The sequence below is a fragment of the Micromonospora sp. SYSU B005 genome (genome assembly GCF_055362685.1).
The window spans coordinates 174,979-200,496 of the sequence record NZ_JAXCFU010000004.1; the positions used below are offsets into that span (position 1 = coordinate 174,979).

The following is a 25,518-nucleotide window of genomic DNA, read 5'->3' on the forward strand; positions in this document are numbered from 1 at the left end:
TCTCGACCTCCGGCTGGAGCCACCGCATGCGCGTCGACATCGTGTCGATCTTCCCCGAGTACTTCGCCCCGCTGGACCTGTCGCTCATCGGCAAGGCCCGCGCGAACGGCACGCTGCGGCTGGCCGTACACGATCTGCGGACCTGGACCCACGACGTGCACCGCACCGTCGACGACACGCCCTACGGCGGCGGTCCCGGCATGGTCATGCGGCCGGAGCCGTGGGGTGAGGCGCTGGACGCGCTGGCGCCCGGCGAGCTGAGCCCGGACGGGCACACGCTGCCCCGGCTGCTCGTGCCGTCGCCCGCGGGCGTCCCGTTCACCCAGGCCCTGGCGCACGAGCTGGCCGCCGAGTCGCACCTGCTGTTCGCCTGCGGCCGGTACGAGGGCATCGACCAGCGCGTGCTGGACCACGCGGCGACCCGGATGCCGGTGACCGAGGTCTCCCTCGGCGACTACGTGCTGTTCGGCGGCGAGGTGGCCGTGCTGGTGATCCTGGAGGCGGTCACCCGGCTGCTGCCCGGCGTGCTCGGCAACGCCGGGTCGCTGGACGAGGAGTCGCACGCGCACGGGCTGCTGGAGGCACCGCTCTACACGAAGCCGGCGAGCTGGCGCGGGCTGGACGTGCCCGAGGTGCTGCGCTCCGGCGACCACGCCCGGATCGACCGCTGGCGGCGCGACGAGTCGCTGCTGCGGACCGCGGCCCGGCGCCCGGACATGATCGGCGCGCTGGCCCCGGAGACGCTCGACAAGCGGGACCGGGTGACGCTGGAGCGGGGCGGATTTTCCCCGCCACCGGGGCATGTGGCAAAGTAGAGGGGTTGCCGCATCCGTCCACGCCGTGGGCGGTTGCGAGGACCCTCGACCGGGGCCGGTATCGCCGGTCACCACCCGGGGGTCAGAATCACCCATCCGCGCATCGACTGACGATGCGCCGTGAGCCTCACGAGGACGCAGCGATGAACATCCTGGACGCCCTTGACGCCCAGTCGAAGCGTACCGACCTGCCCGACTTCCGTGCCGGTGACACCGTCAAGGTGCACGCGCGGGTCGTCGAGGGCAACCGCTCCCGGGTCCAGATCTTCCAGGGCGTCGTCATCCGCCGCCAGGGTGACGGCCTGCGTGAGACCTTCTCGGTCCGCAAGGTCAGCTTCGGTGTCGGCGTGGAGCGGACCTACCCGCTCAACGGCCCGGGCATCGACCGGATCGAGGTCGTGACCCGCGGTGACGTGCGTCGCGCCAAGCTCTACTACCTGCGTGAGCTGCGCGGCAAGAAGGCCAAGATCAAGGAGCTGCGGGAGAAGCAGCCGGCGAACTGATCCACGTTCGCCACGCCGCCCGGCCTGCGCGGATGTCGTATCGACCAGACCGCATTACCCTGGTCGGTACGGGCGCAGCCGGACGGTGCGAAACGGTCCACTACCGCCCGTGGGGTCTCCGAGGAGACTCCCGGGCGGTAGTGTCGTTTCCGCGGACCGGAGAGTGGCATGGTGCAGATGGTTGACGAGGACGGCGCCGTCGATCCCTGGCGCCGGCGGGCCCGCCGCAGCCGCCGCCAGATGCCGCTCTGGCAGGAGTTGCCGCTGCTGCTGATCGTGGCGTTCTGCCTCGCGGTGCTGATCCGGACCTTCCTGCTCCAGGCGTTCTTCATCCCCTCCGGGTCGATGGAGGACACGCTGCTCGTCGGCGACCGGGTGCTCGTCAACAAGGTCGTCTACGACGTCCGGGACCCGGTCCGCGGCGAGGTGGTGGTGTTCCGGGGCACCGACCGCTGGGTCGCCCAGGAGGCGCCCGCGCCGCCGACGAACTTCGCCGGCCGGGTCGGCCGCACGCTCGGCGACCTGGTGGGCGTCAGCCGCCCCGGCGAGAAGGACTTCATCAAGCGCGTCATCGGCGTACCGGGCGACAAGGTCTGGTGCTGCGACGACGGCCGGGTGGTGGTCAACGGGGTGCCGCTGGACGAGACGGCGTACGTCTCCGAGGACTCCCCGGTCGAGCTGCCACCCAATCCGAAGGAGTGCCGGTCCCGGCAGTTCACCGAGGTGGTGGTGCCGCCGGGGCAGATCTTCGTGATGGGTGACCACCGGCTGGTCTCGCAGGACGCCCGATGTCAGGGGCCGGTGCCGATCGAGAACGTGGTCGGCCGCGCCTTCATGATCGTCTGGCCTTCGCAGCGTTGGACGAGTCTGCCCGTACCGGAGACCTTCTCGAGCGTGCCGCGTGCGGACGCCGCGGCGGCGCCGGGGCCGGTGCCGGTGGATCCCGACCCGGTCGGCGGCGTCGTCCTGATCCTCCCGGTCGCGGCGACGCTCACCGTTCTGGCGGGTTCGGGGCGACCGCGGCGTACCCGGCGACGTAGGCTCCACCCGTGATCGACGAGCAGACCGAGAAGCCCCGCAGCTCCTTCTGGAAGGAGCTGCCCATCCTCCTGGGCGTGGCGATCCTGGTCGCGGTGCTGGTGCGTGCCTTCGTGCTGCAGACCTTCTTCATCCCGTCGCCGTCCATGGAGAACACCCTCAAGATCGACGATCGGGTGCTTGTCAACAAGCTGGTCTACGACTTCCGCTCGCCGCACCGGGGTGAGGTCATCGTCTTCAAGGCGCCCACCGAGTGGAGCGGCAACCCCGACGGCGAGGACTTCATCAAGCGGGTCATCGGCGTCGGCGGCGATCACGTGGTCTGCTGCGACCGCACCGGCGGCCAGGAGCGGCTGGTCATCAACGGCAAGCCGATCGACGAGCCGTTCATCTTCCCCGGCAACAAGCCCGCCGACCAGGACTTCGACATCACGGTGCCGAAGGGGCGCCTGTGGGTCATGGGTGACCACCGGGAGGCGTCCGGCGACTCGCTGGAGCACTGGCAGCAGTCGGGCGAGGACATCAACGTCGCCACCATCCCCGAGGGCGAGGTCGTCGGCCGGGCCTTCACCATCTTCTGGCCGGTCAGCCGCGCGACCTGGCTCAGCGTTCCGAAGCAGTTCGACGGGATCCCCAATCCCTGAGCAGGCCCGCGCCACGCTCCGGCACGCCGGCCCCGCGCCGGCGGCGGGAGGGCGTGGTCGTTCGTCGCAGGCGTCTGGCAGGCTGGTGCGGTGACCGTCTACACCCCTCGTCGCGCGGCCCGGGTGCTGCTGGTCGACGCGTCCGACCGGGTGCTGCTGTTCCAGGGCAGTGATCCGGCCCGGCCGGGTCACCGCTACTGGTTCACCCCCGGCGGCGGGCTGGACCCGGGGGAGTCCCCGGCCGACGGCGCCGCCCGCGAACTGGCCGAGGAGACCGGCCTGCGGATGGCCCCGGCCGAGCTGGGCGCTCCGGTCTGGGCGGACACCGTCGAGTTCCCGTTCGACGGCGTCTGGTACCGCCAGGAGCAGCAGTTCTACCTGGTCCGGGTGACGGGCTGGGAGGTCGACACCGCGGGTTTCAACGACGTCGAACGGGCGAGCGTGCACGGGCACCGCTGGTGGCCGGTCGCCGAGCTGGCCGCCACCGCCGAGCGCTACTACCCGCCGGACCTGCCCGGCCGGCTCGGCGCCGTGCTGGCGGGAGGCGGCGCATGCTGACTCCGCCGCGCACCGTGGTCCGCCGCGACGGCGGCCTCTACGCGCTGGAGCGCGCCCTGCAACGGCGTGGCTTCCGGCACGTGGCGGGCGCCGACGAGGCCGGCCGGGGCGCCTGCGCCGGGCCGCTGGTGGCCGCCGCCGCGATCCTGCCCGAGGGCCGGCGCGGCGAGATCGACGAGCTGGCCGACTCGAAGCTGCTCACCCCCGCCGCCCGCGAGCGCGTCTACGACGAGGTGGTGGCACGGGCCCTGGCGTACGCCGTGGTGGTCATCCCGGCCGAGGAGGTCGACGCCCGCGGGCTGCACGTGTGCAACCTCGCCGCGATGCGCCGGGCGCTCGCCTCGCTCACCACCCGCCCGGAGTACGTGCTGACCGACGGCTTCGGCGTCGACGGGCTGGACGTGCCGGGGCTGGCGGTCTGGAAGGGCGACCGGGTGGCCGCGTGTGTGGCGGCGGCGAGTGTGCTCGCGAAGGTCACCCGGGACCGGATGATGGTGGAACTGGACGGGCGGTTCCCCGGCTACGGCTTCGCCGAGCACAAGGGCTACATCACCGCCGAGCACAGCGCCGCCCTGCGCGCGCTCGGGCCCTGCCGGGAACACCGCTTCTCGTACGTGAACGTGGCCGCCGTCTCCGGACGGGACGGCCGGCCTCCCCGCGCCCGCCGCCCGGTGGGCACCGACGCGGCGTCGCCCGAGCCCGCAGCAGGGCTGCCGGGTCTCGGGCCCGGAGCGTTCGCCGGCCGCCCGGACGAGCCGATGGGGCACTGCGGCGCGTCAGGGGGTACCGTCGGCGTGGCGTTGGGCGAGCAGCCGCGACCTCCGGCGTCGGTGGGGGAAGATGTGGTCATGGAAGGCGGAGTGCGATGAGCGCGGAAGATCTCGAGAAGTACGAGACCGAGATGGAGCTGCAGCTCTACCGGGAGTACCGGGACATCGTCCGCCAGTTCTCCTACGTGGTGGAGACCGAGCGCCGTTTCTACCTGGCCAACCAGGTCGACCTGCACGTGCGCAACTCCGACGGCGAGGTCTACTTCGAGGTCGAGATGCACGACGCCTGGGTGTGGGACATGTACCGCCCTGCCCGTTTCGTCAAGAATGTTCGAGTAATGACGTTTAAGGACGTCAATGTGGAAGAGCTCGAAAAGCCCGACATCTCGCTTCCCGCAGATTCCGGATTCGGGAGCTGACCGCAGGCGGCTGAACGCCCCCGATCACTCCGCAGGCACGACCACCTCGACCCGCTGCACCAGGTTGTTCGCGAACCCGCCCCGGTTCCACGGCTGCTCGACCGGTTGGGTCCGCCCCGACGCGTCGGTCGCCCGGGCGCCGAGCACGTACCGCCCCGGGGTCGCCGTCCAGTTCACCGACCAGCGGCGCCACGCCCACTCGCCCCCGGCCGGCTCGTCCAGGACCGCCGGTGTCCACGTCCCGCCGCCGTCGGTCGTCACCTCGACCGAGGTCACCGGCGCGTGGCCGGACCAGGCCCGGCCGTCCAGAGTGCACGGCCCGGGCCGCAGCACTCGGGTGCGGGACATGAAATCCGGGAACCCGGGCGGACGCACCAGCGCACGCGGCTCGATCCGGGTCACCGGCACGCCCGGGTCGTCGGCGTCGCGCCGCAGCCGGTAGGCCACCGCGTTCTGGTAGCCGTCGAACGGCTCGGTCGTCACGGTGATGTCGCGCAGCCACTTCACGTGCGCCATGCCGTACCAGCCGGGCACGATCAGGCGCAGCGGTGCGCCGTGCTGCGGCAGCAGGGGAGCGCCGTTCATCTCGTACGCCAGCAGCACCTCCTCACGCAGCGCGTCGGCCACCGGCAGCGCCCGCTGGTAGTCCTGCTCGACGCCGCGCTCCACTCCGTGGTCCGCGCCGGTGAACACCACGTCCACCGCGTCGCCGGACAGGCCGGCCTCGCGCAGCAGCGGCGCCAGCGGCGTACCGGTCCACTCGGCGTTGCCCACCGCCTCCACCAGCCAGGGCTGGCTCACCGGGCGGGGATGCAGCAGCGCCCGGCCGTTGCCGGCGCACTCCAGCGTCACGCGGTGGGTCACCCGGGGCCGGTCGAGCAGCGCCGCCAGGTCCAGCCGCAGTGGACGCTCGACCGCGCCGGACACGTTCAGCGCGTACGCCGCCGGGTCGACGTCCGGGATGTCGTAGTGGATGAGCAGGTAGTGCAGGCCCGCCGGGGTCACGTCGTACCGCAGCGCCTCCAGCGGGATGCCGTGGTTGCGCGCGGCGAGCTGAAGCTCCTCGGTGCTGATCGCCTCGTCCGGCCCGGCCACCCGGGAGGGCCGGCTCACGTCGTCCACAGTGGTCATTCCTGCTCCGTCCGCTCCAGCACGTCGTAGCCCACGAACGTGAACATCCGCACCCCGGGCGTCAGCGGGCGGGGCGTGCCGGTGAAGCGGTGCGCGCCGACGCCCACACCGTCGGCCGGGCTGTTCACCGCGACCGGCTCGAAGCCCTCCTCGGCGAACCACTCGCAGATGACCGGCACCAGGTCCGGCTCGCGCCGGTGCCGCGTCCACAGCACCGTGCCGCCGGTGGCGCAGAGCGAGGCGCAGTGCCGCACCGTCGCCCGGATGTCGTCGTCGCTGATGTTGCCGAAGATGCCGCAGACCAGCACCAGATCGGCCGGGGCCAGATCGGCGTACCGGTCGGTCAGCGAGGCGTCCCCGGTCACCACCTCCACGCCGGTGAGCCCGGCGTCGGCCGCGGCACGGCGGGCCGGATCGGTGTTGCGCGGATCCAGCTCGACCAGGCGGGCGGTCACGTCGGCGCCCCGCGGATGGGCGGCCAGCACCGGGATCAGGTCACGGCCCTGACCCGCGCAGAGACTCAGCGCGCGCAGCGGACCGGCCGGCGCGGCGTCGAGGGCGTCGGAGACACGCTGCCGCACCTCGGCGAGCCGCCGGGCCAGTGCGGACTCGGGCTGGTCGTAGTCGCTGTGCCAGGCGTACCAGTCCTTCGTCACCCGGCCAGCATAGGCGTCCGGGCCGTAGCAGATCGGCCCCGAATTCGGCGCTCGTCCACAGTGAGGGCGTCGTCCACAGGGCCGGCCGGTGGGGTGCGCGGGAGGGTGCCCGGGCCGGGCAGGGTGCTCGCGTGCGTTCCTCGATCTCTTACGCAGTGGTGTTGTTCCTCGTCGTCTGCCTGCCGGGGCCCTCCGCGTCTTCCCGGGCGACGCTGTCGGCCCCGGCCGGGCCGTTGTCGGGGCTACCTTCGGGTGCCCCGGCTTCTGGTGCTTCGGCGACGGGCGGCTCGGCTGCGGGACTTCGGGGTGCGCCCGGTGGGCGGTTCCGGTGGCCGCTGCCGGGCGCGCCCCGGGTGGTGCGGCGCTTCGACCCGCCGCCGCAGCCCTGGCGGTCCGGGCACCGGGGCGTCGACCTCGCCGCCGAGCCGGGCGCACCGGTGCTGGCGGCCGGCGCCGGGACCGTCCTGTTCGCCGGCACCGTCGCCGGCCGGCCGGTGCTCACCGTCGGCCATTCCGACGGGCTGCGCACCACATACGAACCGGTCCGCTCCCGGCTCACCGCCGGTACCCCTGTGAACGCCGGCACGCCGCTCGGCGACCTGCTCGCCGGGCATCCCGGGTGCGTGGAGGCGGCCTGCCTGCACTGGGGACTGCGACGCGACGCGGAGTACCTCGATCCGCTGGCCCTGCTCGGGCTCGGTCGCGTCCGGTTGCTGCCGCTGCACCCCGTCCCCGCCGGGTGATCGGCTGTGTCGCTCAGCGCTGGGCGAGCAGCGTGGGCAGCCGGACGGCCAGCCGGTCGTACTCGTCGGGGGTGTTGTAGACCTGCCCGCACAACCGCAGGTAGCCGCGCCCGTTCCAGCCGGCGATCGACACCTCGGCGGAGAGCCGGTCGGCGATCCGGGCCCGCAGATCCCGGGCCGCGTCCAGCGTCGTCGCGACACCGGGCGGCAGCGGCACGAGCCGCATGGCGACCGCCGGTCCGCCGGGCTCCGGCAGCCGCTCCGGCGCCACACCGAGCGCGTCCCCGACGACCCGTTGCCCGTACGCGGCCAGCGCCGCGTTGTGCGCGCGTACCCGGTCCACGCCGAGGCTGCGCAACGTGAACAGGCCCACCGGCGCGGCCAGCCAGCCGGTGTAGTCGAGCGTCGCCTGCCACTCGACACGGACCGGGAAGCCGCTGTCCTGCTCCCACGAGACGACTAGCGGCTGGATCTTCTCCCGCCACTGCGGCGCCACCACGAGTACGGCGGTGCCGCGTGGCGCGTACGCCCATTTGTGCAGGTTGCCGACCCAGAAGTCGGCGCCTACCGACGCGACGGTGGCCGGCAGCATGCCCGGCGCGTGGGCGGCGTCCACCAGCACCGGCACGCCCTGCTCCCGGGCCACCGCGACGATCGCCGCGGTCGGGAACAGCCGGGCGGTCGGCGAGGTGAGCTGGTCGACGATCAGCAGTCTGGTACGCCCGGACCGCAGCCCGGTGCGGACGATCTCGACCACCTCCTCGTCGGTGGCGGTCAACGGCACCGGCAGCGTGCGGTGCACCGCCGCGGTGCGGGCGCACTCCCTGGCGATCGACAGCGCCACCGCCCCGTACCCGTGGTCGGTGGTCACGATCTCGTCGCCGGGGCGCAGCGCGAGCGACTGCAACACCACGGCCGCACCGGTGGTGGCGTTGCCGACGAGCGTGGTGCCGTCCGGGTCGGCGCCGAGGAACGCGGCCAGGTGCCGGCGGGCGTGGGCGATCCGGTCGACCAGGCCCTGCGTGAAGAACCGCAGCGGGTTGGCCTCCATCTCGTCGCGCAGGCGCTGCTGGGCGCGTTGCACGGCGATCGGTACGGCGCCGAACGAGCCGTGGTTGAGGTGACTGACGGAGGGATCGAGGGAGAAGAGCAGCCGAGCCCCGGGAATCGGCTCGGGCGGCTGCGGCACCGTCATCCACCGATCCTAGCCCGGAATGGATCATGCGCCGGCCGGATTCGGTGGTCAGGCGCGGGGGTGTGCCTGCCGGTACGCGGCGCGGAGCCGCTCGACCGAGACGTGCGTGTAGATCTGGGTGCTGGCGAGCGACGAGTGCCCCAGCAGCTCCTGCACGGCGCGCAGGTCCGCGCCTCCTTCGAGCAGGTGCGTGGCGGCGGAGTGGCGCAGCCCGTGCGGCGTGACCCGCGGTACCCCGGCCGCACCGGCCCACCCGGACACGATCCGCCGCGCGGTGGTCGGGTTGAGCCGCCCGCCCCGCGTCCCGAGCAGCAGTGCCCGGCCCGAGCCCGGGGTCAGCAGAGTGGGCCGGCCGTCGCGCAGCCAGGCATCGAGCGCCCGCTGGGCCGGCACCCCGTAGGGCACCGAGCGTTCCCGCCCGCCCTTGCCCAGCACGCGTACCACCCGGCGGGCCTGGTCGACGTCTGTGACGTCGAGGCCGCACGCCTCGCTGACGCGTACCCCGGTGCCGTAGAGCAGTTCCAGCAGCAGCCGGTCGCGCAGCAGCACCGCGTCGGGCGGTCCGTCGCCGGCCGCCTCGGGGGCCGTTCCGTGGTCGCGTCCGAGCCCGGCACCGTCGGGGTGGACCGTCGAGCGGTCGGCCTCGGCCGGGCCCGGGCGCTGCCGCGACGGGGCCTCCACGAGAGTGGCGGCCTGGTCGGCGCGCAGCACGGTGGGCAGTTCCCGCCGCGCCCGCGGGCTGGCCAGCGGCGCGGCCACGTCGTCGGCGAGCAGGCCGGTCCGGTGCGCCCAGGCACTGAACGTCCGGGCCGCGGCGGCGCGCCGCGCCATCGTCGTCCGGGCCGCCCCCATGGTCCGCTGCTTCGCCAGCCAGCTGCGCACCACGGAGAGGTCCAGCTCCGGCAGTTCGGCGCAGCCCATCCGGACGGCGTGATCAAGCAGCGACACGAGATCCGTGACGTACGCCCGGACGGTGTGGACGGAGCGGTTGCGCACCCGCGACAGGTGGTCGGCGAAGTCGTCCACCGCCTCGCGCATCGAGGGCGGCAGTTCCTCGTGCGCGTCCCGGGTGCCGCGCTGCCGTTTGCTCACCGCGGCACCCGATCCGGGCGCACACGGTCGCGGCGGCGGAGGCGGACGGCGATCACCGCCCCAGCGTAAGGCCGGAGCACCGCCCGTCGCCGTGCCGCCGCCCGCCGCTTCGCCGTGCCGCCCGGCTGTCGCTCCCGCCTTCGCGGCGGGTCGGCCGTCGCCCGTGGGTTGTGCCGTCCGCCACGTCGCCCGCGTCCTTCCGCCGCGGGATGCGTGACGACGCGCTGAGCGGGGTGGCAGAAGCCGGTCTGGACAGGGGAAACTCATGCTGCGGCACGCTCCGGTGCGGCGACCGGCGGGCAGCGTGGCCCGAGCCGGCCCCGACGGAGGCCGATCCGGCCGCGATCAGGCCAGTGCGTCCCGTGACGGTGACGCCGGTACGAGGAGGCCGAGAGTGGGAGTGGACGCCGTCCTCTACCGGCAGATATCGGCGGGCACCGGTCGTCGCCGGCCCGCGTACGTCTCGATCGAGGCCGTTGCGGACTCGCAGGACGTGCTGCTCGACCTGCTCAAGCGTGTCCGGGGCGGTGGGCGGACCCCGCTGCTGGACCGCGTCGACCCGCTCGGCGAGCTGACAGTGAGCGCCGAGCGGATGCCGCAACTGCTCGCCGAGCTGCGGTGCCTGGCCGAGGTGGCCGGGGCACCGGCCGAGGTCGAGCACGTGCACCGGCTGGCCCGGCTCGTCCGCCGATGTGCCGAGCGTCGCGACGCCGAGATCCGGTTCGAGGGCGACTGACGCGCTCACGAACGGGCGGCCGGTGGTGGCGGTGCGAGCGCGTAGCCGTCGTCCCGGCGTACCACCATCGCCAGTTCCTCCAGCATGGACAGTTTGCGCATGGCGGTACGCAGGTCCACGCCCGCCCGCGCCGCGACGCTCTCCAGGTCGAGGGCCCGGCGGCGGGGCAGCGCTTCCAGCACCTGGGTGGCCTCCTCGTCGAGCCGGTCCCGGGGACGTTCGGGCGCCCGGGCGGGCGGGGCCAGGTCGTACCCGATGCGTCCCACCTCCTCCAGCACGTGCGCGACGTTCGCGACCAGCCGCGCCTCCGGCCGTTCCCGCAGCACCTCGTGCCCACCGACCGACATCGCTGAAGTGACCGGCCCGGGCACCACCATCGCCGGGCGGCGCAGGCCGAGCGCCCGGTTGAGCGTCTGGGTGGCGCCGCTGCGAGCGGCGGCCTCGACGAGGACAGTGCCGTTCGTCGCCGCCGCGATGACCCGGTTGCGGATGAGGAACCGTGGCCGCAACGGCTCCGCGCCCGGAATCCACTCGCTCACCAGCAGGCCGGTTTCGGCGATCCGGTCGAACAGCGCGGCGTTGCCCATCGGGTAGGGGCGGTCCACCCCGCAGGCGAGCACGGCGACGGTGCGCCCGCCCGCCGTCAGCGCCCCGCGATGCGCGGCGGCGTCGATGCCGAACGCCCCGCCGGACACGACTGTCCACTCCCGGTCGGCGAGACCGTAGCCCAGCTCGGTGGCGATGTGCGCGCCGTAGGGGGTGGCCGCCCGCGCGCCGACGACCGCCACCGAGCGTGCCAGCGCCTCGCCGAGCGGCCACGCTCCGCGTACCCAGAAGCAGAGCGGCGGATCGGTCTCCACGTCGACCCGTCGGGTGGCGCCGGACAGCGCCAACCGGCGCAGGTCGCCGACCTGGGTGGGCCATTCGTCGTCGTCCGGGGTGACCAGCCGGGCGCCGAGCCGTTCGCCGCGGGCCAGCGCGTCGGCGGCGACCGTCCGGGCGTCACCGGCGGCGCCGCGCGCCGCGACGGCCGACCGCAGCGTCCGCTCCGGCGCCCCGCCGGACAGCAGCAGATCGAGTGCCGCGACCGGGCCGAGCCGCTCGACCAGGGCGTACACCGACCGGGTACCGGGCTCGGCGAGCCAGGTGAGCGCGACCCGCGCCAACCGGCGGTCGTCGGCGCTCACGCAACCTCTCCCGTCCGGAGCTGGATGGCCTCCGCCACGTCGTCGTGGTCGGGCCGGTCCCGCCCGTCCAGGTCCGCGATGGTCCAGGCGAGCCGGAGTACGCGGTCGTAGCCGCGCGCGGACAGCGAACCGGTGTCGAGCCGGCGGCGGAGATCCGTGGTGACCCGGGCGGGCAGGTGCCACGGCGGCCGGCGCAGGTACGGGCCGGGGACGTCGGCGTTCACCCGATGCCCGGTGGCCGCCCAGCGCTCGGCGGCGGCGTGCCGCGCGGCGACCACCCGGGCGGCGACGGTGGCCGAGGACTCCTGCGCGGCGCCGGTGCTCAGCAGCTCCGCCGCGCGTACCGCCTTCAGCTTGACCTGCACGTCCACCCGGTCGAGCAGCGGACCCGACAACCGTCCGAGGTAGCGTCGCCGGGCCAGCGGCGGGCACTCGCAGTCGACGTCGCCGGAGGGCTTCGCGCACGGGCAGGGATTGGCCGCCAGCACCAGTTGGGTGCGGGCCGGGTACTCGGTGGCGCCGCGGGTGCGCGCCACCCGCACCCGGCCGCTCTCCAACGGCTGCCGCAACGCCTCCAGCGCGCCCTTGCCGAACTCGGGCGCCTCGTCCAGGAACAGGACCCCGCGGTGGGCGAGCGACACCGCGCCGGGCCGGGCCAGCCCGGAACCGCCTCCGACGAGCGCGGGCACCGTGGCGGTGTGGTGCGGCGCCTGGAACGGGGGACGGCGCAACAGCCCGCCGCCGGGTGGCAGCAGACCGGCGATCGAGTGCAGCGCGGTCACCTCCAGGGCTGCCTCGTCGTCCAGCTCGGGCAGGATCGACGGCAGTCGTTCGGCAAGCATGGTCTTGCCGGCGCCGGGCGGACCGAGCAGCGCGAGGTGGTGGCCACCGGCGGCGGCGATCTCCAGCGCCCGCCGCCCGAGTGGCTGCCCGGCCACGTCGACCAGGTCCGGCCCGGCCGTGCCGTGGCCCGGGGCGGGAACGGGCGGAACGAGCAGCGGGCTGCCGTCGCGGACGTGGGCGACGAGTCGATGCAGCGTGTCGACCGCGTGCACGCGTATGCCCGGGATGACTGCCGCCTCGGCGGCGTTGCCGGCGGGTACGACGACGCGGGTGTGCCCGGCGCGGGCGGCGGCGGCGACCATCGGCAGCGTGCCGCGGACGGGGCGTACCGCGCCGTCGAGGCCGAGCTCACCGAGCACGACAGTGGCGTCCAGGGCGACCGGCGGCAGTTCACCCGAGCCGGCCAGGACGGCGAGCGCGATGGCGAGGTCGAACGCCGAGCCGTACTTCGGCAGGGTGGCGGGGAGCAGGTTGAGGGTGATGCGCCGGTTGGGCCACTTCTGGCCGGAGTTGACGATCGCGGCGCGGACCCGGTCGCGCGCCTCGTGCAGGGCGGTGTCGGGCAGGCCGGAGATGATCACGGCGGGCAGTCCGGGAGCCAGGTCGGCCTCGACCTCGACGAGATGCCCGGCGACGCCGGCCAGGCCGACGCTCAGCACCTTCGCGTATCCCATGTCAGAACGCGCCGCGGACGTGCTCGACGCGGGCGGGGCCGGTGAGCGGGAGCCGGACGGAGAGCACGTCGAAGCGGACCTCGTCGGCGGTGATCCCGGTCTCGGCGAGCCAGCGCGCGGCCAGGCCGCGCAGCCGGCGGGCCTTGGCCGGTACGACGGCCTCGGCGGGCGAGCCGAACTGCTCGGTGCGGCGGGTCTTGACCTCGCAGATGGCCAGGACCCGGCCCTCCCAGGCGATGATGTCGATCTCGCCCTCGGGGCAGCGCCAGTTGCGGGCGACCGGGCGCAGGCCCGTCTCGATCAGGTGCCGTAGCGCGCACCGCTCGCCGTACGCCCCGACGGCTCGGTTCCGGTTCGTCATGCCGGCCAGGATGCGACCGGCGGACGGGAGCGGGGGCGCCGTGAGGGGCTGCCCTGTGGACAGGAGCGGCCTTGTGGACGGACCGACGATCATGCGGCCGTTCTGCTACGGAACCCGGCAGAGGCATGATGATCCGACTCGATCGCGAGGGGGAGTGCCGTGACTGATCGGAACACGTCGTTCGATGCGTCGACCTGCGGCATCTGCGGGCAGCCGTCGGATGCCCGCCATGGCGGCGACGGACCCGGCGCCGGCCGGAGAGTCGACTACGTCGTGGTCGGCACGAGGGGCGGGATCGCGGAGTTCCGCGAGGCGGACGCCGAATCCCGGGTTCGGAGGACGGATGCGGCGGTGCTCGCCCTGAATCTGAGGGTCGAGCAGTCCAGCCTTGCGGGCAGGCGTTTCAGCTGCCTGGTGGTGCCCGACCAGTACGGGGTCACCAGAAGTGACTTCAGACTCGCGTGAACCGGTACGTCGAGCGGCTCGCGCGGATGATGCCGCCTCCGCCCCGGTCGAGCGCGCCGCCGAACTGGCCCGCGGTGGAGCGCTCGCTCGGCTTCGCACTCCCCGGCGACTACAAGGATCTCGTCGACCGGTACGGCCCGGGGAGGTTCGACGACTTCCTGGCGGTGCTCGTGCCCGGTCATCCGGTGCCGCGACTGGACCTCGTGCACGGTGTCGCGGAGGCCACCGAGACGTTGCGCGCGTACGCCTCCAGCGGGGAGGCGCTACCCGCGCCGGTCGACGGTCTGACGGCGGTCGCGCTGACCGACAACGGAGACACCGTCTACTGGCTGCGTGACCCCGGCAGCCCGCCTGACCGGTGGCGCATCGCGGTGAACGGCGCCCGGGACTTCGGCGAGTGGCACCTGTTCGACGGTTGCCTGGCTCACTTCCTGGTCGCCGTGCTGAACCGCGAGTCGGTGGTGCCCGGGTTCCCCGGCGACTTCCCCTACCCGGACGTCGCGCCGATCTTCACGCCGTACGGCTACTGAGCGTGTCCCGCCGGCGACCCGGCGATATCGGCGCTGACCTGGGCCGATCCCCGGAGACCCGAATGGCGCGGCTGGAGCCCGTCGCATACCGTGCCGGTCGTGGACGGACGACGGAACTATTCCGAGGATGAGCAGGGGTCGCGATGGGGCGACCGGGGATACGAGTCGGACTGGCGCGCCGCGGGCGAGCCCCGCTACCGCGACGACGACTACCGCACGCCCGAGCAGCGCGCCGGTGAGAATCGGTACGCCGAGCCGGGCCGGTACTCCGCCGCCGATCCGCTGGTGGACGACACGAGCAGCTGGCGGTCGCAGCGGCCGGACGACCCGGAGGTCTCCGGTGAGCTGCCCGGGTCGCGCGCCGGCCGTCGCGCGGCACGCGAGTCGGCGGCCGACCCGCTCGGCGCGGTGTCCCGCAGCGGAGTCGACGCGCTCGGCACCGCCGCGCACGGCAACCCGCTGTCGAGCACGCTCGGTACGCCGGCTACCGCCCCGCTGACGGGTGCCGCACCGGCCGGTGCCGACCCGTACGGTCTCATCGCCCTCGGCAGCGACCCGGCGGGCGGCGCCGGCGTCGACGCCCGGAGCGCTGCCGCCGGCGTCGAGAAGCCCCGGCTCAGCCCGATCGGCGGCTATCCGGTCGTCGAGCCGGCGCCTGGTGCCGACGGCGGGGCCGAAACGGCCGCCGCGGCACGGCTGAACCCCGGCGAGGCCACTCCGCTGCGGATCGGCGAGCGTCCGGGTGGTCCGGCCCAGCCGGCGGCGACCCCGAATCCGCTGGAGATGCCGACCGGTCCGATGCCCGCGGTGCTGCCCCGCCCGGACGGGCCGCCGCCCGGTGACGGCGTCTACCGGACCCGGCGTCCGGCGCTGGCGGTCCTGCTGGCGGTGATGGTGCTGGTGCTGGAGGTGCCGGCGGTGCGGGTGCTGCTGCACGGCCTGTTCGGCGACCCGGTGTCGACGTCGCACGTGGTGGTGGGCATCTTCCTGGTGGTGGGTCTGCCGATCTTCGGCACCGGCCTGTACGGGCTGCGCACCGGCGGGCTGGCGCTCGCCGACGGCAGCCGGGGCTGGCTGCGCCCGCCGACCGCCTACCTGACCGTCGGCCTGGTGCTGTTCCTCGCCGCCGCCCTCGCGGCGGGCTGAGCCCGACCCCAGTACGCCGGAGTGGCGGTGTCACCGACAGGGTGACGCCGCCACTTCGCCGTCCTGGAGTCGATCAAGGCGCACCTGGAGTCGATCACGCCGGCCTCCGCACCCGGGGGTCGTGCAGCGGAGAGGGCGCGTACACTGGTCGACTGGCGACCGCCTCGCGCGGTCGACCTCGCGTGCCCTCTCCACGGTCTCCTCCGTGGGGCGACGGCCTCCCTGGTCCCGGTCTGACGTACCGGGCCCACCCTGGCCGGCGACCGGGCGCCAGGCGTCCGGCCGCCGGCTGGACGGACAACCAGGGACAACGTAGGAGTAACCCACCATGGCCGTCGTGACCATGCGTCAGCTGCTGGAAAGCGGTGTGCACTTCGGGCACCAGACCCGCCGCTGGAACCCGAAGATGAAGCGCTTCATCTTCACCGAGCGCAACGGTATCTACATCATCGACCTGCGCCAGACGCTCGACTACATCGAGAAGGCGTACGAGTTCGTCCGCACCACCGTCGCCGGTGGCGGCAGCATCCTGTTCGTCGGCACCAAGAAGCAGGCCCAGGAGGCCATCGCCGAGCAGGCGACCCGGGTCGGCCAGCCGTACGTGAACCACCGCTGGCTCGGTGGCATGCTGACCAACTTCCAGACCGTGTACAAGCGGCTGCAGCGGATGAAGGAGCTGGAGGCCCTGGGTGACCTGAGCGGCACCGCCGCCGGTTACACCAAGAAGGAGACGCTCCAGCTCTCCCGCGAGAAGATCAAGCTCACCAAGACCCTCGGTGGTCTGCGGGACATGCAGAAGCTCCCGGCCGCGGTCTGGATCGTCGACACCAAGAAGGAGCACATCGCCGTCGACGAGGCCCGCAAGCTGGGCATCCCGGTGATCGCGGTGCTCGACACCAACTGCGACCCGGACGAGGTCGACTTCCCGATCCCGGGCAACGACGACGCCATCCGTTCGGCCGAGCTGCTGACCAAGGTCGTGGCCGCCGCCGTCGCCGACGGTCTGATCGCCCGTTCCGGCCGTAACCGGGGCGCGGACGAGAAGCCCGAGGCCGGCCAGGTCGCCGCCGACGAGCCGCTGGCCGAGTGGGAGCGCGAGCTGCTCGAGGAGCCGAAGAAGGCCGACGAGCAGCCCGCCGCCGCCGCTGCCGCCGAGCCGGCCGCGCCTGCCGCCGAGCAGCCGGCGACCGCCTCCGCGGAGTGATCTCGCCGTCGCGTCCCCACCGTCTGGGTTCCCGGCGGTGGGGACGCGACGGGTACGCCGGGCAGAACCGGCCCGGAACCGGGTAACCAGCACCCCAGACCACCTCACTGACACCGAAGAGAGAGTCATGTCCAACTTCACCGCCGCGGACGTCAAGAAGCTCCGCGACCTCACCGGCGCCGGCATGATGGACTCCAAGAAGGCGCTGACCGAGGCCGAGGGCGACTTCGACAAGGCCGTCGAGATCCTGCGCGTCAAGGGCGCCAAGGACGTCGGCAAGCGGGCCGGGCGCACCGCCGCCAACGGCCTGATCGCCCACTCCGGCCAGGCGCTGCTCGAGCTCAACTGCGAGACCGACTTCGTCGCCAAGAACGACGCCTTCATCGCGCTGGCCCAGCAGCTGGTCGAGCACGGCGTGGCCAGCGGCGCCACCAACGCCGAGGAGCTGCTCGCCAGCAGCATCGACGGCAAGAGCGTGGCCGACCTGATCCAGGAGCAGTCCGCCAAGATCGGCGAGAAGCTGGTGCTCAACCGCTTCGCCAAGCTGGACGGCACCACCGCGGTCTACATGCACCGCAAGAGCCAGGACCTGCCCCCGGCAGTCGGCGTGCTGGTCGAGTTCACCGGCAAGTCGGACGAGGCGGCCGACGCCGACGCGCGCGCCGTGGCCATGCAGATCGCCGCGATGCGGCCGAAGTACCTCACCCGCGACGAGGTGCCGGCCGAGACCGTCGAGTCCGAGCGGCGCATCGCCGAGCAGACCGCCCGCGAGGAGAACAAGCCCGAGGCGGCGCTGCCGAAGATCGTCGAGGGCCGGGTCAACGCCTTCTTCAAGGACTTCGTCCTGCTGGAGCAGGCGTCGGTCGCCGACAACAAGAAGACCGTCAAGCAGGTGCTGGCCGACGCCGGCATCGAGGTGACCCGCTTCCTGCGGTTCGAGGTCGGCCAGGCCTGAGCCGCCGCACCGGGCCGTCCGGCCCGGGCACAGGGGAGAACGTCGACGAGGAGGCCGCCGGTGTACGCGACAGGCACCGCGGCCTCCTCGTCACATAGGGTCGGCAGGGGCACGTACGCGACGCTCGCGCGATGCGCGGGGAGAAGGGGCGGGGCGGATGACGCAGGTTGTGAGTGACCGGAGCCTGGCGGCGGAGGACCCGACCGCCCCTCCGCCCGGTCGGTCCCGCCGGGTGGTGCTGAAGCTCTCCGGTGAGGTGTTCGGCGGCGGCGCGATCGGCGTCGACCCCGACGTCGTGCAGGGCATCGCCCGCCAGATCGCCACCGTGGTACGCCGCGGCGTGCAGGTCTCCGTGGTGGTCGGCGGCGGCAACTTCTTCCGCGGCGCCGAGCTGCAGAAGCGCGGCATGGACCGGGCCCGCGCCGACTACATGGGCATGCTCGGCACGGTCATGAACTGCCTGGCCCTCCAGGACTTCCTGGAGAAGGAGGGCATCGAGACCCGGGTGCAGAGCGCCATCACGATGGCCCAGGTCGCCGAGCCGTACATCCCGCTGCGCGCGATCCGCCACCTGGAGAAGGGCCGCGTGGTCATCTTCGGCGCGGGCGCCGGCATGCCGTACTTCTCCACCGACACGGTGGCCGCCCAGCGGGCGCTGGAGATCCGCGCGGACGTGGTGCTGATGAGCAAGAACGGCGTGGACGCGGTCTACACCGCCGACCCCCGGATCGACCCGACCGCGAGCAAGCTCGACTCGATCACCTTCTCCGAGGTGCTGCGCCGTAACCTGCGGGTGGCCGACGCCGCCGCGTTCAGCCTCTGCATGGAGAACGGCCTGCCGATGCTGGTCTTCGGCGCCCAGGGCGACGACACCATCGTCCGGGCCGTCGGCGGCGAGAAGATCGGCACCCTGATCACCGCCTGACCGGCCCGCCGGACCGGCAGCGGTCCCTCTGCCACGGCAGCACCCGCACCACACACGACGAGCGACAGAAGGAGGCGAGGAGACCGGTGATCGACGACACCCTCCTCGAGGCGGAGGAGAAGATGGAGCGTGCCATCGAGCACGCCAAGGAGGAGTTCGGCGGCATCCGTACCGGACGCGCCAACGCCGCCATGTTCTCCCGGATCGTGATCGACTACTACGGCAGCCCGACCCCGCTGCCGCAGATGGCGTCCATCGCGGTGCCCGAGCCGCGCATGGTGATCATCAAGCCGTACGACAACTCGCAGCTGGGCGCCATGGAGAAGGCGATCCGCGACTCGGACCTCGGGGCCAACCCGAACAACGAGGGCAACCAGCTCCGCATCGTCCTGCCGCAGATGACCGAGGAGCGGCGCCGCGACATGATCAAGGTCGCCCGGCAGAAGGGCGAGGAGGCCAAGGTCGCCGTCCGCAACATCCGCCGCAAGGCCAAGGAGGAGCTGGACCGCCTGGTCAAGGACGGCGAGGTCGGCGAGGACGAGGGCCGGCGCGCGGAGAAGGAGCTGGACGACCTGACCCAGCGCTTCGTCGCCAACGTCGATGAGCTGGTCAAGCACAAGGAGAGCGAGCTGCTCGAAGTCTGAGCACCCGCGTACCTCGCACGGCACCGCGCCGCCGTCGCCCGTCCGGGCGGCGGCCCGGTGCCGTCGTCGTGCCCGGCGGCGCACACCCTCGGGGCCGCGGCGGGTGCAGTAGGCTCGGCACGATTCCCGACCACCACGGGGTGAACGGCGGGAGTCGCCCGGCCGTCGGTCGGTAAACAGGAAGTCTCACGCCGGTAGGGGATGGTCTTGGTCTTGCGTCATGTGGTGGCTCTCGTACCGGCTGCCGGTGCGTGATGTCCCACCCCGACCCCTACGGCAACACCGAGTCGCGTGGCTGGGACCGCCCGGCCGCCCCGGCCCTGCCCTGGCCGGACACCGATCTGGAGCCCGGCCCCTGGCGGCCCGGCCCGGCCGCGCACACCCACCCCGCCGAGCCGGACACCTACGCCCGTCCCGGAGCAGGCCCGGACACGTACGCCGGTCCGGACACGTACGCCGGATCTGACACCTACGCCGGGCCGTACCCGACGACCTCGCGGCACCACGACGGCCCTGGCCGGTACGACGGACCGCCGGCCGGCGACCGTGGGCGGCCCGCCGGGCCGGACCACGACGGCCCCTGGGGTGAGCCCGCCCGCGACGACGAGTACCCGACCGCGCAGATCGCGCCGGTGCGCGACGAGCCCACCGAGCAGATCCCGGCGGTACGCGACGAGCCCGCCTCGGAGCCGCCGGCCGGCCGCCGCGGGCCGGGACGCCGGCGGGCGAGCGCCGAGCGTCCGCCGACCACCGCCCCGAAGACGTCCCGGGCGGGGCGCAACCTGCCGGCCGCGATCGGCGTCGGGGTGGCCCTCGGCGCGGCGGTCGTGGTGCCGCTGTTCTTCTTCATGCCGGCGTTCCTCGCCGTGCTCGCGACCGCTGTGGGGATCGGCATCTGGGAGATGGCCCGCGCGGTACGCCGCAGCGGCGCCCACCCGCCGCTGGCGCCGCTCGTCGCCGGTGGCGTGATCACCGTGGGCCTGGCCTGGTACGCGGGCCCCGACGCGCTCTGCCTCGGCCTGCTGGTCACGGTGCTGGGCACGATGATCTGGCGGCTGGGCGACGGGCCCGGCAACTACCAGCGTGACCTGACCGCGGCCACCCTGATCGCGGTGTACGTGCCGTTCCTCGCCGGGTTCGCGGCGATGCTCGCGGCGGCGCCCGGTGACGGGCACCTGCGGGTGCTGGTGACGCTGGCGGCGGTGGTGCTCTCCGACACCGGCGGGTACGCCGCGGGCGTGTCGTTCGGCAAGCACCCGATGGCGCCCACGATCAGCCCGAAGAAGTCCTGGGAGGGCTTCGCCGGCTCGGTGACCGCCGCGGCGGCGGGCAGCGCGGCGCTGCTGTGGGCGTTGTTCGACGTGGCCCCCTGGTGGGGTGCGCTGTTCGGGATGGCGATCTCGGTCTCGGCGGTGCTCGGTGACCTCGCCGAGTCGATGATCAAGCGGGATCTGGGCGTCAAGGACATGAGCAACCTGCTGCCCGGGCACGGCGGCCTGATGGACCGGCTCGACTCGATCCTGTTCGCCGTGCCGGTGGCGTACCTGCTGCTCGCCGTCTTCGTCCCGGTGGTGAACTGAGGCATGCGTCACGGCGGCGACCCGCTGCGGGCCGGGTGGCCGGGGGCGATTCGACACGTACGGACGGGTGCGTCCGGGCGGGAGCGTGTCAGACTGGACGCGCCATGACGAGTCTTCCGCTGATCTCCGTAGACCCCGACGCCCGCGGCCGCCGGCCCGCGATGCCTCCCCGCCACCTCGCCGACCTGGACCTGCCGGGCCGGCAGGCGCTCGTCACCGAGCTGGGTGAGCCCGCGTTCCGCGCCAAGCAGGTCTCCAACCACTACTTCGGCCGCCTGGTGCGCGACGCGGAGCGGATGACCGACCTGCCGGCCGCGACCCGGGAGCGGCTGGCGGGTGAGCTGCTGCCCACGCTGCTCACCCCGGTCCGCGAGCTGGCCTGCGACGACGGCGCGACCCGCAAGGCGCTCTGGCGGCTGCACGACGGCTCGCTGGTGGAGAGCGTGCTGATGGGCTACCCGGACCGGGTGACCGTCTGCATCTCCAGCCAGGCCGGCTGCGGCATGGCCTGCCCGTTCTGCGCCACCGGCCAGGCCGGGCTGACCCGTAACCTGTCCACCGCCGAGATCGTCGACCAGGCGGTCTACCTGGCCGGGGTGGCCGCCTCCGGCGCCGTGGCCGGGTCGCCGCCGCGGCTGTCGCACGTGGTGTTCATGGGCATGGGCGAGCCGCTCGCGAACTACTCGCGGGTGGTGGCGGCGATCCGCCGGCTGGTCGCCCCGGCGCCGGAGGGACTGGGCCTGTCGCAGCGGCACATCACCGTGTCGACCGTCGGTCTGGTGCCGGCGATCCGCCGACTGGCCAGCGAAGACCTCTCGGTGACCCTTGCGCTGTCGCTGCACGCCCCCGATGATGAGCTGCGCGACGAACTCGTCCCGGTCAACCAGCGCTGGAAGGTGTCCGAGGTGCTGGACGCGGCGTGGGACTACGCGGCCACGACGGGGCGTCGCGTGTCCATCGAATACGCGATGATCAAGGACGTGAACGATCAGCCGTGGAGAGCCGATCTGCTCGGGCGGCTACTGGCCGGCAAGCTGGCCCACGTGAACCTGATCCCGCTCAACCCGACTCCGGGCAGCCGCTGGGACGCCAGCCCGAAGCCGGTCGAGCGGGAGTTCGTCCGGCGGTTGCGCGACGCCGGCGTGTCGACCACGGTGCGCGACACCCGGGGACGCGAGATCGACGGGGCCTGTGGGCAGCTCGCCGCCGCCGGGGACACGGACGGCGACTCACGCGCGGCAACGGCGTAGCGGTACGAGACCAGGAGACATAGTGGCGAGTCAGGGTCAGCGTTTCCGGCGTAAGGCGCTCCGCCGGGGCTACAAGGTCGACGAGGTCGACGCCTTCCTGGACCGGGTCGAGGCGACACTCGACGGCCAGCCGATCGGCGCGCCCGTGGCCTCCCAGGAGGTCCACGACGTCGTCTTCCGGGTCCGGTTCAACGGCTACGACGAGTGGCAGGTCGACCTGCACCTCGACCGGGTCGAGCGGCAGCTCGCCGAGCTGGAGGAGCGCGGTGGCGCGCCGGCCGGGCGCGGTGGCGACCCCCGGATGGCCGACCGGCTCGGCCCGCCGATGCGCGACGACCGGGGTATGTCGCCGGTGCCGCAGCCGCCGATGCCGCCCCGGCAGATGCCCGCCCAGCCCGGCCCGCCCGCCGACCGGTACGGCAACCGCTACGACGAGCCGACCGGCGCGTTCGCCGGTGGTTACGACGGCCCGCGCGGTGGCTACGACGGCCCCCGCGGCCCGGGTGGCCCCGGCCCGATGGGCCCGGGCGCGCCGATGGGGCACGGCGGCCCGCCGCCGCGCGGCCTGCCGCCCGGCCCGGGCGGCTACGGTCCACCGGACAACGGCCCGGGCGGCTACGGTCCGCCGGACAACGGTCCCGGTGGGTACGGTCCGCCGGACAGCGGCCCCGGTGGGTACGGTCCCCCGGACAGCGGCCCTGGCGGGTACGGCCAGGAGGAGCGCTTCGACGGGTTCGAGGCCGGCCGGCGTGCCCGTGCCGACATGACCGCCGAGATCCGCATGCCCGAGCGTGAGCTGCGCGGCCGTGGCCCCGGCGGCCCGCCGGCGCTGCCGCAGCAGGGTTACGGCGCACCGGAGCCCGGCTACGGCCCGCCGGACCCGGGTTACGGGCCGCCGGACCAGGGCTACGGCCCGGGCCCCTCGATGACCGGCCCGCCGCTCGTGAGCCCGCCGGTCGCCGGTCCGCCGATGGTGGGGCCGCCGATGGCCGGCCCGCCCGGCAGCGACCTGCACCGGGTCGACCAGATCCGGCGCAGCTTCCAGGTCCGGCGGTTCGGCAGCGGGTACGACCCGGACCAGGTCGACCGGTTCTTCGAGACACTGCTCGGCGGCATGCAGGGGCGCAACCCGATGCCGGTGAACCCGAAGGAACTCGACACGCTGCGCTTCGGGCTGGTGCCCGGTGGCTACTTCGAGGCCGAGGTCGACGCCGCGCTCAAGGACGTGCAGGACATCCTGCTCGGCCGCTGACCCCGCCTCCCGAGACGACGAAGGGCCCGCCCCCCGGGTGAGGGGGCGGGCCCTTCGCGCACTACCGTGGGCGCCGCGCGTCAGGACCGCAGGCCGTTGCGGCGCAGCACGGCGTCGCCGATGACGATGGCGATCAGCAGTCCGGCGATCCCGAACAGCCAGATGTGCTCCACCCGGCCCTCCTCGATCCCGCAGAGCGCCATCAGTACCAAAGCCACCGCCGACAGCACCGCACCGATCCGTCCGGACTTGCGGTGTCCGGGCTTGTGCTGATCTGGCGCGGTTACCGGCTCGTCTCCTGCCACTGTCGGTCCTTCCCTCGCGATCGGATCTCCGATCAGTCTGGCACGGCCCCAACCGGGCCCGGCGCAGGGTCCGACCTCCTGTGCCGGGGATGACCCGGGCGGGCGACAGCGGGCGGGCGGCGCGGCCCGGGTCGTTGGTCCCGTACCGGTGGGGGCGGATGGCCACTACCGGCGTCGCGGGACGGCGAGCACACTGCCTCCGGTAGCGTCTTGACGTACACCTTGATGCCTTTTTGAGGAGGACTGCGGTGCGAGTGACCGGTACGGGGCATGCCAGCATGCGGATCGACACGGCCGCGGGCAGCATCCTGTGCGACCCGTGGGTCAACCCCGCCTACTTCGCCTCGTGGTTCCCCTTCCCGGACAACTCCCTGCTCGACTGGGCGACCCTCGGCCAGGTCGACTACCTGTACGTGTCGCACCTGCACCGGGACCACTTCGACGCGAAGCACCTGCGTGACTTCGTGTCGAAGGACGCCACCGTCCTGCTGCCCGAGTTCCCCACCTCGGAGATGGAGGACGAGTTCCGGGAGCTGGGCTTCACCAAGTTCCTCAAGGCCCCGAACGAGCAGGTCGTGGAGCTACCAGGCGGCCTGAAGATCATGATTCAGGCGCTGACCAGCCCGACCGACGGCCCGATCGGCGACTCGTCGCTCTGGGTCGAGTACGACGGCGTGCGGCTGCTCAACCAGAACGACGCCCGCCCGACCGACCTGACCGTCTTCGCCGAGCTGGGCCACGTGCACGCGCACATGCTCCAGTTCTCCGGCGCGATCTGGTACCCGATGGTCTACGAGCTGCCGCAGGCGGCGAAGACCGCGTTCGGCAAGCAGAAGCGGGACCGGCAGTTCGACCGCACCTGGCGCTACATCGACGACCTGAAGGCCGACCACGTCTTCCCGATCGCCGGCCCGCCGTGCTTCCTCGACGACGAGCTGTGGCAGTTCAACGACATCTTCGGCGACGAGGGCAACATCTTCCCCGACCAGTCGGTGTTCCTGGCCGAGTACGCCAAGGTCGGCGGCACCAACGGCATCGTGCTGCTGCCGGGCAGCGTCTCGGAGGTCACCACCGAGGGCGCCACCACCACGCACCCGGTGCCGGTGGAGGAGTTCTTCGCGAACAAGGTCGCCCACCTGGAGGAGATGCGGGAGCGCAAGCGCCCGGTCATCGAGGCCGAGAAGGCGTCCTGGCGGCACCCCGAGGTCGACGTGCTCGGTGAGATGAAGCGCCGGATCGAGCCGCTGCTCGACGAGTCGATCTACCTGGCCAAGGGCGTCGGCGGGCCGGTCCGCTTCGACCTGGTCGGCTACGACGGCGCCGAGGTCGAATCCATCGTGGTGGACTTCCCGGGCAAGGAGGTCCGGCCGTACGCGGACGAGAAGGTCCGCTACCGGTTCCGGACCGAGCGGGCGCTGATCGAGCACCTGCTGCACATCGGCGAGGTGGACTGGGTCAACTCCCTCTTCCTGTCCTGCCGTTTCTCCGCGGCCCGCATCGGCCAGTACAACGAGTTCGTCTACGCCTTCTTCAAGTGCCTGTCCGAGGAGCGCCTCCAGTACGCCGAGGGCTGGTACGACGAGCACGAGCGGGCGGTCGACGCCGAGGACATCACGCTCGACGGCTGGGTGGTGCAGCGGCGCTGCCCGCACCTGAAGGCGGACCTGAGCCGGTTCGGCATCGTCGACGGCGACCAGCTCACCTGCCAGCTGCACGGCTGGAAGTTCGACCTGGCCAGCGGGCGCTGCCTGACCAGCGTCGGGCACAAGATCCGCGCGCACCGCGCCGACGCGGAGACCTCGACGCCGGCCGTCTGACGGTTTCGCCCCGCACGCCGCCCCGGCACGCGACCATCGGTCGTGAGGGGGCGGCGTGACGGGTGCGGACAGGGAACCGG

Annotated in this window: 28 protein-coding genes; 20 read left to right on the forward strand and 8 right to left on the reverse strand. The window is 73.2% G+C overall.

From position 1 onward, the window contains the following. Nucleotides 1–26: 26 nt before the first annotated feature. The 7 genes from trmD (at nt 27) to SM452_RS12415 (ending at nt 4,747) form a co-directional block, all read left to right on the forward strand. On the forward strand, nt 27–815 hold the full coding sequence (gene trmD, locus SM452_RS12385; protein ID WP_262014788.1) for a tRNA (guanosine(37)-N1)-methyltransferase TrmD: 789 nt from the start codon (nt 27–29) through the stop codon (nt 813–815). A 143-nt stretch (nt 816–958) separates the two neighbouring features. Next, complete coding sequence (gene rplS, locus SM452_RS12390) at nt 959–1,318, forward strand: 50S ribosomal protein L19 (protein ID WP_013284591.1); 360 nt, start codon at nt 959–961, stop codon at nt 1,316–1,318. A gap of 168 nt (nt 1,319–1,486) precedes the next feature. Next, the gene (lepB, locus tag SM452_RS12395) at nt 1,487–2,371 is read left to right on the forward strand and encodes a signal peptidase I (RefSeq protein ID WP_262014789.1); all 885 of its coding nucleotides are present in this window, start codon (nt 1,487–1,489) and stop codon (nt 2,369–2,371) included. Further along, a complete protein-coding gene (gene lepB, locus SM452_RS12400; RefSeq protein WP_262014790.1) occupies nt 2,368–3,000 on the forward strand; it encodes a signal peptidase I in 633 nt (210 codons plus the stop codon). The genes lepB (SM452_RS12395) and lepB (SM452_RS12400) overlap by 4 nt, the downstream gene beginning before the upstream one ends. A gap of 90 nt (nt 3,001–3,090) precedes the next feature. Next, complete coding sequence (locus SM452_RS12405; RefSeq protein WP_262014791.1) at nt 3,091–3,558, forward strand: NUDIX hydrolase; 468 nt, start codon at nt 3,091–3,093, stop codon at nt 3,556–3,558. Then, a complete protein-coding gene (locus SM452_RS12410) occupies nt 3,552–4,427 on the forward strand; it encodes a ribonuclease HII (protein ID WP_262014792.1) in 876 nt (291 codons plus the stop codon). Before SM452_RS12405 ends, SM452_RS12410 begins: the two co-directional genes overlap by 7 nt. Beyond that, nucleotides 4,424–4,747 (forward strand): DUF2469 domain-containing protein, encoded by a 324-nt coding sequence (locus SM452_RS12415; protein ID WP_011905215.1) that lies wholly within the window; start codon nt 4,424–4,426, stop codon nt 4,745–4,747. The genes SM452_RS12410 and SM452_RS12415 overlap by 4 nt, the downstream gene beginning before the upstream one ends. Before the next feature lie 24 nt (nt 4,748–4,771). Here SM452_RS12415 and SM452_RS12420 read toward each other — a convergent pair whose 3' ends face one another. After that, on the reverse strand, nt 4,772–5,878 hold the full coding sequence (locus SM452_RS12420) for a sulfite oxidase (RefSeq protein WP_463839952.1): 1,107 nt from the start codon (nt 5,876–5,878) through the stop codon (nt 4,772–4,774). After that, a complete protein-coding gene (locus tag SM452_RS12425) occupies nt 5,875–6,534 on the reverse strand; it encodes a methyltransferase domain-containing protein (RefSeq protein ID WP_463839953.1) in 660 nt (219 codons plus the stop codon). The genes SM452_RS12420 and SM452_RS12425 overlap by 4 nt, the downstream gene beginning before the upstream one ends. Nucleotides 6,535–6,665: 131 nt before the next feature. On the opposite strand from SM452_RS12425, the gene SM452_RS12430 reads away from it, so the two are divergent. Next, on the forward strand, nt 6,666–7,277 hold the full coding sequence (locus SM452_RS12430) for a murein hydrolase activator EnvC family protein (RefSeq protein ID WP_463839954.1): 612 nt from the start codon (nt 6,666–6,668) through the stop codon (nt 7,275–7,277). A 13-nt stretch (nt 7,278–7,290) separates the two neighbouring features. Here SM452_RS12430 and SM452_RS12435 read toward each other — a convergent pair whose 3' ends face one another. Together SM452_RS12435 and SM452_RS12440 are read right to left on the reverse strand one after the other, a co-directional pair. Further along, on the reverse strand, nt 7,291–8,472 hold the full coding sequence (locus SM452_RS12435) for an aminotransferase class V-fold PLP-dependent enzyme (protein WP_357210674.1): 1,182 nt from the start codon (nt 8,470–8,472) through the stop codon (nt 7,291–7,293). 48 nt (nt 8,473–8,520) lie between these two features. Next, nucleotides 8,521–9,510, reverse strand: a complete 990-nt coding sequence (locus SM452_RS12440; protein ID WP_463840023.1) for a tyrosine recombinase XerC — start codon at nt 9,508–9,510, stop codon at nt 8,521–8,523. Nucleotides 9,511–9,958: 448 nt separating this feature from the next. On the opposite strand from SM452_RS12440, the gene SM452_RS12445 reads away from it, so the two are divergent. Then, the gene (locus SM452_RS12445) at nt 9,959–10,300 is read left to right on the forward strand and encodes a hypothetical protein (RefSeq protein WP_262014796.1); all 342 of its coding nucleotides are present in this window, start codon (nt 9,959–9,961) and stop codon (nt 10,298–10,300) included. A 5-nt stretch (nt 10,301–10,305) separates the two neighbouring features. On the opposite strand, the gene SM452_RS12450 is transcribed toward SM452_RS12445, so the two are convergent. Genes SM452_RS12450 through SM452_RS12460 form a run of 3 tightly spaced genes read right to left on the reverse strand, consistent with a single transcriptional unit; the run spans nt 10,306 to nt 13,365 of the window. Then, nucleotides 10,306–11,487 carry a DNA-processing protein DprA gene (locus SM452_RS12450; protein WP_463839955.1) on the reverse strand — a complete coding sequence of 394 codons (1,182 nt, stop codon included), beginning with the start codon at nt 11,485–11,487 and terminating at the stop codon, nt 10,306–10,308. Then, entirely contained in the window at nt 11,484–13,004 is a 1,521-nt protein-coding gene (locus tag SM452_RS12455) for a YifB family Mg chelatase-like AAA ATPase (RefSeq protein ID WP_463839956.1), read from the reverse strand. Before SM452_RS12455 ends, SM452_RS12450 begins: the two co-directional genes overlap by 4 nt. Nucleotide 13,005: 1 nt before the next feature. Then, nucleotides 13,006–13,365: a YraN family protein gene (locus SM452_RS12460; protein ID WP_463839957.1), complete on the reverse strand. Its 360-nt coding sequence runs from the start codon at nt 13,363–13,365 to the stop codon at nt 13,006–13,008. Nucleotides 13,366–13,524: 159 nt separating this feature from the next. Here SM452_RS12460 and SM452_RS12465 point away from each other — a divergent pair, with 159 nt between their 5' ends. From SM452_RS12465 to SM452_RS12510, 10 genes are all read left to right on the forward strand, one after another. Next, nucleotides 13,525–13,830 carry a hypothetical protein gene (locus tag SM452_RS12465; RefSeq protein WP_262014799.1) on the forward strand — a complete coding sequence of 102 codons (306 nt, stop codon included), beginning with the start codon at nt 13,525–13,527 and terminating at the stop codon, nt 13,828–13,830. Next, complete coding sequence (locus tag SM452_RS12470; RefSeq protein WP_355506881.1) at nt 13,827–14,360, forward strand: hypothetical protein; 534 nt, start codon at nt 13,827–13,829, stop codon at nt 14,358–14,360. The genes SM452_RS12465 and SM452_RS12470 overlap by 4 nt, the downstream gene beginning before the upstream one ends. Nucleotides 14,361–14,450: 90 nt before the next feature. Next, nucleotides 14,451–15,506: a hypothetical protein gene (locus SM452_RS12475; RefSeq protein WP_410054941.1), complete on the forward strand. Its 1,056-nt coding sequence runs from the start codon at nt 14,451–14,453 to the stop codon at nt 15,504–15,506. A gap of 328 nt (nt 15,507–15,834) precedes the next feature. After that, the gene (gene rpsB / locus SM452_RS12480) at nt 15,835–16,710 is read left to right on the forward strand and encodes a 30S ribosomal protein S2 (RefSeq protein ID WP_355506884.1); all 876 of its coding nucleotides are present in this window, start codon (nt 15,835–15,837) and stop codon (nt 16,708–16,710) included. A gap of 127 nt (nt 16,711–16,837) precedes the next feature. Continuing rightward, nucleotides 16,838–17,665 carry a translation elongation factor Ts gene (gene tsf, locus SM452_RS12485; RefSeq protein ID WP_030269902.1) on the forward strand — a complete coding sequence of 276 codons (828 nt, stop codon included), beginning with the start codon at nt 16,838–16,840 and terminating at the stop codon, nt 17,663–17,665. A 157-nt stretch (nt 17,666–17,822) separates the two neighbouring features. Continuing rightward, complete coding sequence (pyrH, locus tag SM452_RS12490) at nt 17,823–18,590, forward strand: UMP kinase (protein WP_013284607.1); 768 nt, start codon at nt 17,823–17,825, stop codon at nt 18,588–18,590. Nucleotides 18,591–18,676: 86 nt separating this feature from the next. Beyond that, on the forward strand, nt 18,677–19,234 hold the full coding sequence (gene frr / locus SM452_RS12495) for a ribosome recycling factor (RefSeq protein WP_091419619.1): 558 nt from the start codon (nt 18,677–18,679) through the stop codon (nt 19,232–19,234). Nucleotides 19,235–19,488: 254 nt separating this feature from the next. After that, entirely contained in the window at nt 19,489–20,814 is a 1,326-nt protein-coding gene (locus SM452_RS12500; RefSeq protein ID WP_357210662.1) for a phosphatidate cytidylyltransferase, read from the forward strand. A gap of 104 nt (nt 20,815–20,918) precedes the next feature. Continuing rightward, nucleotides 20,919–22,064, forward strand: coding sequence for a dual-specificity RNA methyltransferase RlmN (gene rlmN, locus SM452_RS12505; RefSeq protein ID WP_262014804.1), 1,146 nt, complete (start codon nt 20,919–20,921; stop codon nt 22,062–22,064). Nucleotides 22,065–22,086: 22 nt separating this feature from the next. After that, complete coding sequence (locus SM452_RS12510; protein ID WP_262014805.1) at nt 22,087–23,316, forward strand: DivIVA domain-containing protein; 1,230 nt, start codon at nt 22,087–22,089, stop codon at nt 23,314–23,316. A gap of 80 nt (nt 23,317–23,396) precedes the next feature. Here SM452_RS12510 and SM452_RS12515 read toward each other — a convergent pair whose 3' ends face one another. Further along, a complete protein-coding gene (locus SM452_RS12515; protein WP_013284612.1) occupies nt 23,397–23,621 on the reverse strand; it encodes a hypothetical protein in 225 nt (74 codons plus the stop codon). Nucleotides 23,622–23,869: 248 nt separating this feature from the next. Between SM452_RS12515 and SM452_RS12520 the strand changes: the two genes are divergently transcribed. Next, nucleotides 23,870–25,438 (forward strand): Rieske 2Fe-2S domain-containing protein, encoded by a 1,569-nt coding sequence (locus SM452_RS12520; protein ID WP_262014806.1) that lies wholly within the window; start codon nt 23,870–23,872, stop codon nt 25,436–25,438. Nucleotides 25,439–25,518 lie beyond the last annotated feature (80 nt).

Excerpts from the sequence above, each read along its gene's own strand:
- tsf (WP_030269902.1), top strand. The coding sequence starts at position 16,838 with ATGTCCAACTTCACCGCCGCGGACGTCAAGAAGCTCCGCGACCTCACC.
- SM452_RS12435 (WP_357210674.1), bottom strand. The coding sequence starts at position 8,472 with ATGACGGTGCCGCAGCCGCCCGAGCCGATTCCCGGGGCTCGGCTGCTC.
- rpsB (WP_355506884.1), top strand. The coding sequence starts at position 15,835 with ATGGCCGTCGTGACCATGCGTCAGCTGCTGGAAAGCGGTGTGCACTTC.
- SM452_RS12410 (WP_262014792.1), top strand. The coding sequence starts at position 3,552 with ATGCTGACTCCGCCGCGCACCGTGGTCCGCCGCGACGGCGGCCTCTAC.
- rplS (WP_013284591.1), top strand. The coding sequence starts at position 959 with ATGAACATCCTGGACGCCCTTGACGCCCAGTCGAAGCGTACCGACCTG.
- SM452_RS12440 (WP_463840023.1), bottom strand. The coding sequence starts at position 9,510 with ATGCGCGAGGCGGTGGACGACTTCGCCGACCACCTGTCGCGGGTGCGC.
- SM452_RS12420 (WP_463839952.1), bottom strand. The coding sequence starts at position 5,878 with ATGACCACTGTGGACGACGTGAGCCGGCCCTCCCGGGTGGCCGGGCCG.
- trmD (WP_262014788.1), top strand. The coding sequence starts at position 27 with ATGCGCGTCGACATCGTGTCGATCTTCCCCGAGTACTTCGCCCCGCTG.
- SM452_RS12415 (WP_011905215.1), top strand. The coding sequence starts at position 4,424 with ATGAGCGCGGAAGATCTCGAGAAGTACGAGACCGAGATGGAGCTGCAG.
- lepB (WP_262014789.1), top strand. The coding sequence starts at position 1,487 with ATGGTGCAGATGGTTGACGAGGACGGCGCCGTCGATCCCTGGCGCCGG.
- rlmN (WP_262014804.1), top strand. The coding sequence starts at position 20,919 with ATGACGAGTCTTCCGCTGATCTCCGTAGACCCCGACGCCCGCGGCCGC.
- SM452_RS12460 (WP_463839957.1), bottom strand. The coding sequence starts at position 13,365 with ATGACGAACCGGAACCGAGCCGTCGGGGCGTACGGCGAGCGGTGCGCG.
- SM452_RS12455 (WP_463839956.1), bottom strand. The coding sequence starts at position 13,004 with ATGGGATACGCGAAGGTGCTGAGCGTCGGCCTGGCCGGCGTCGCCGGG.
- pyrH (WP_013284607.1), top strand. The coding sequence starts at position 17,823 with ATGACGCAGGTTGTGAGTGACCGGAGCCTGGCGGCGGAGGACCCGACC.
- SM452_RS12500 (WP_357210662.1), top strand. The coding sequence starts at position 19,489 with ATGTCCCACCCCGACCCCTACGGCAACACCGAGTCGCGTGGCTGGGAC.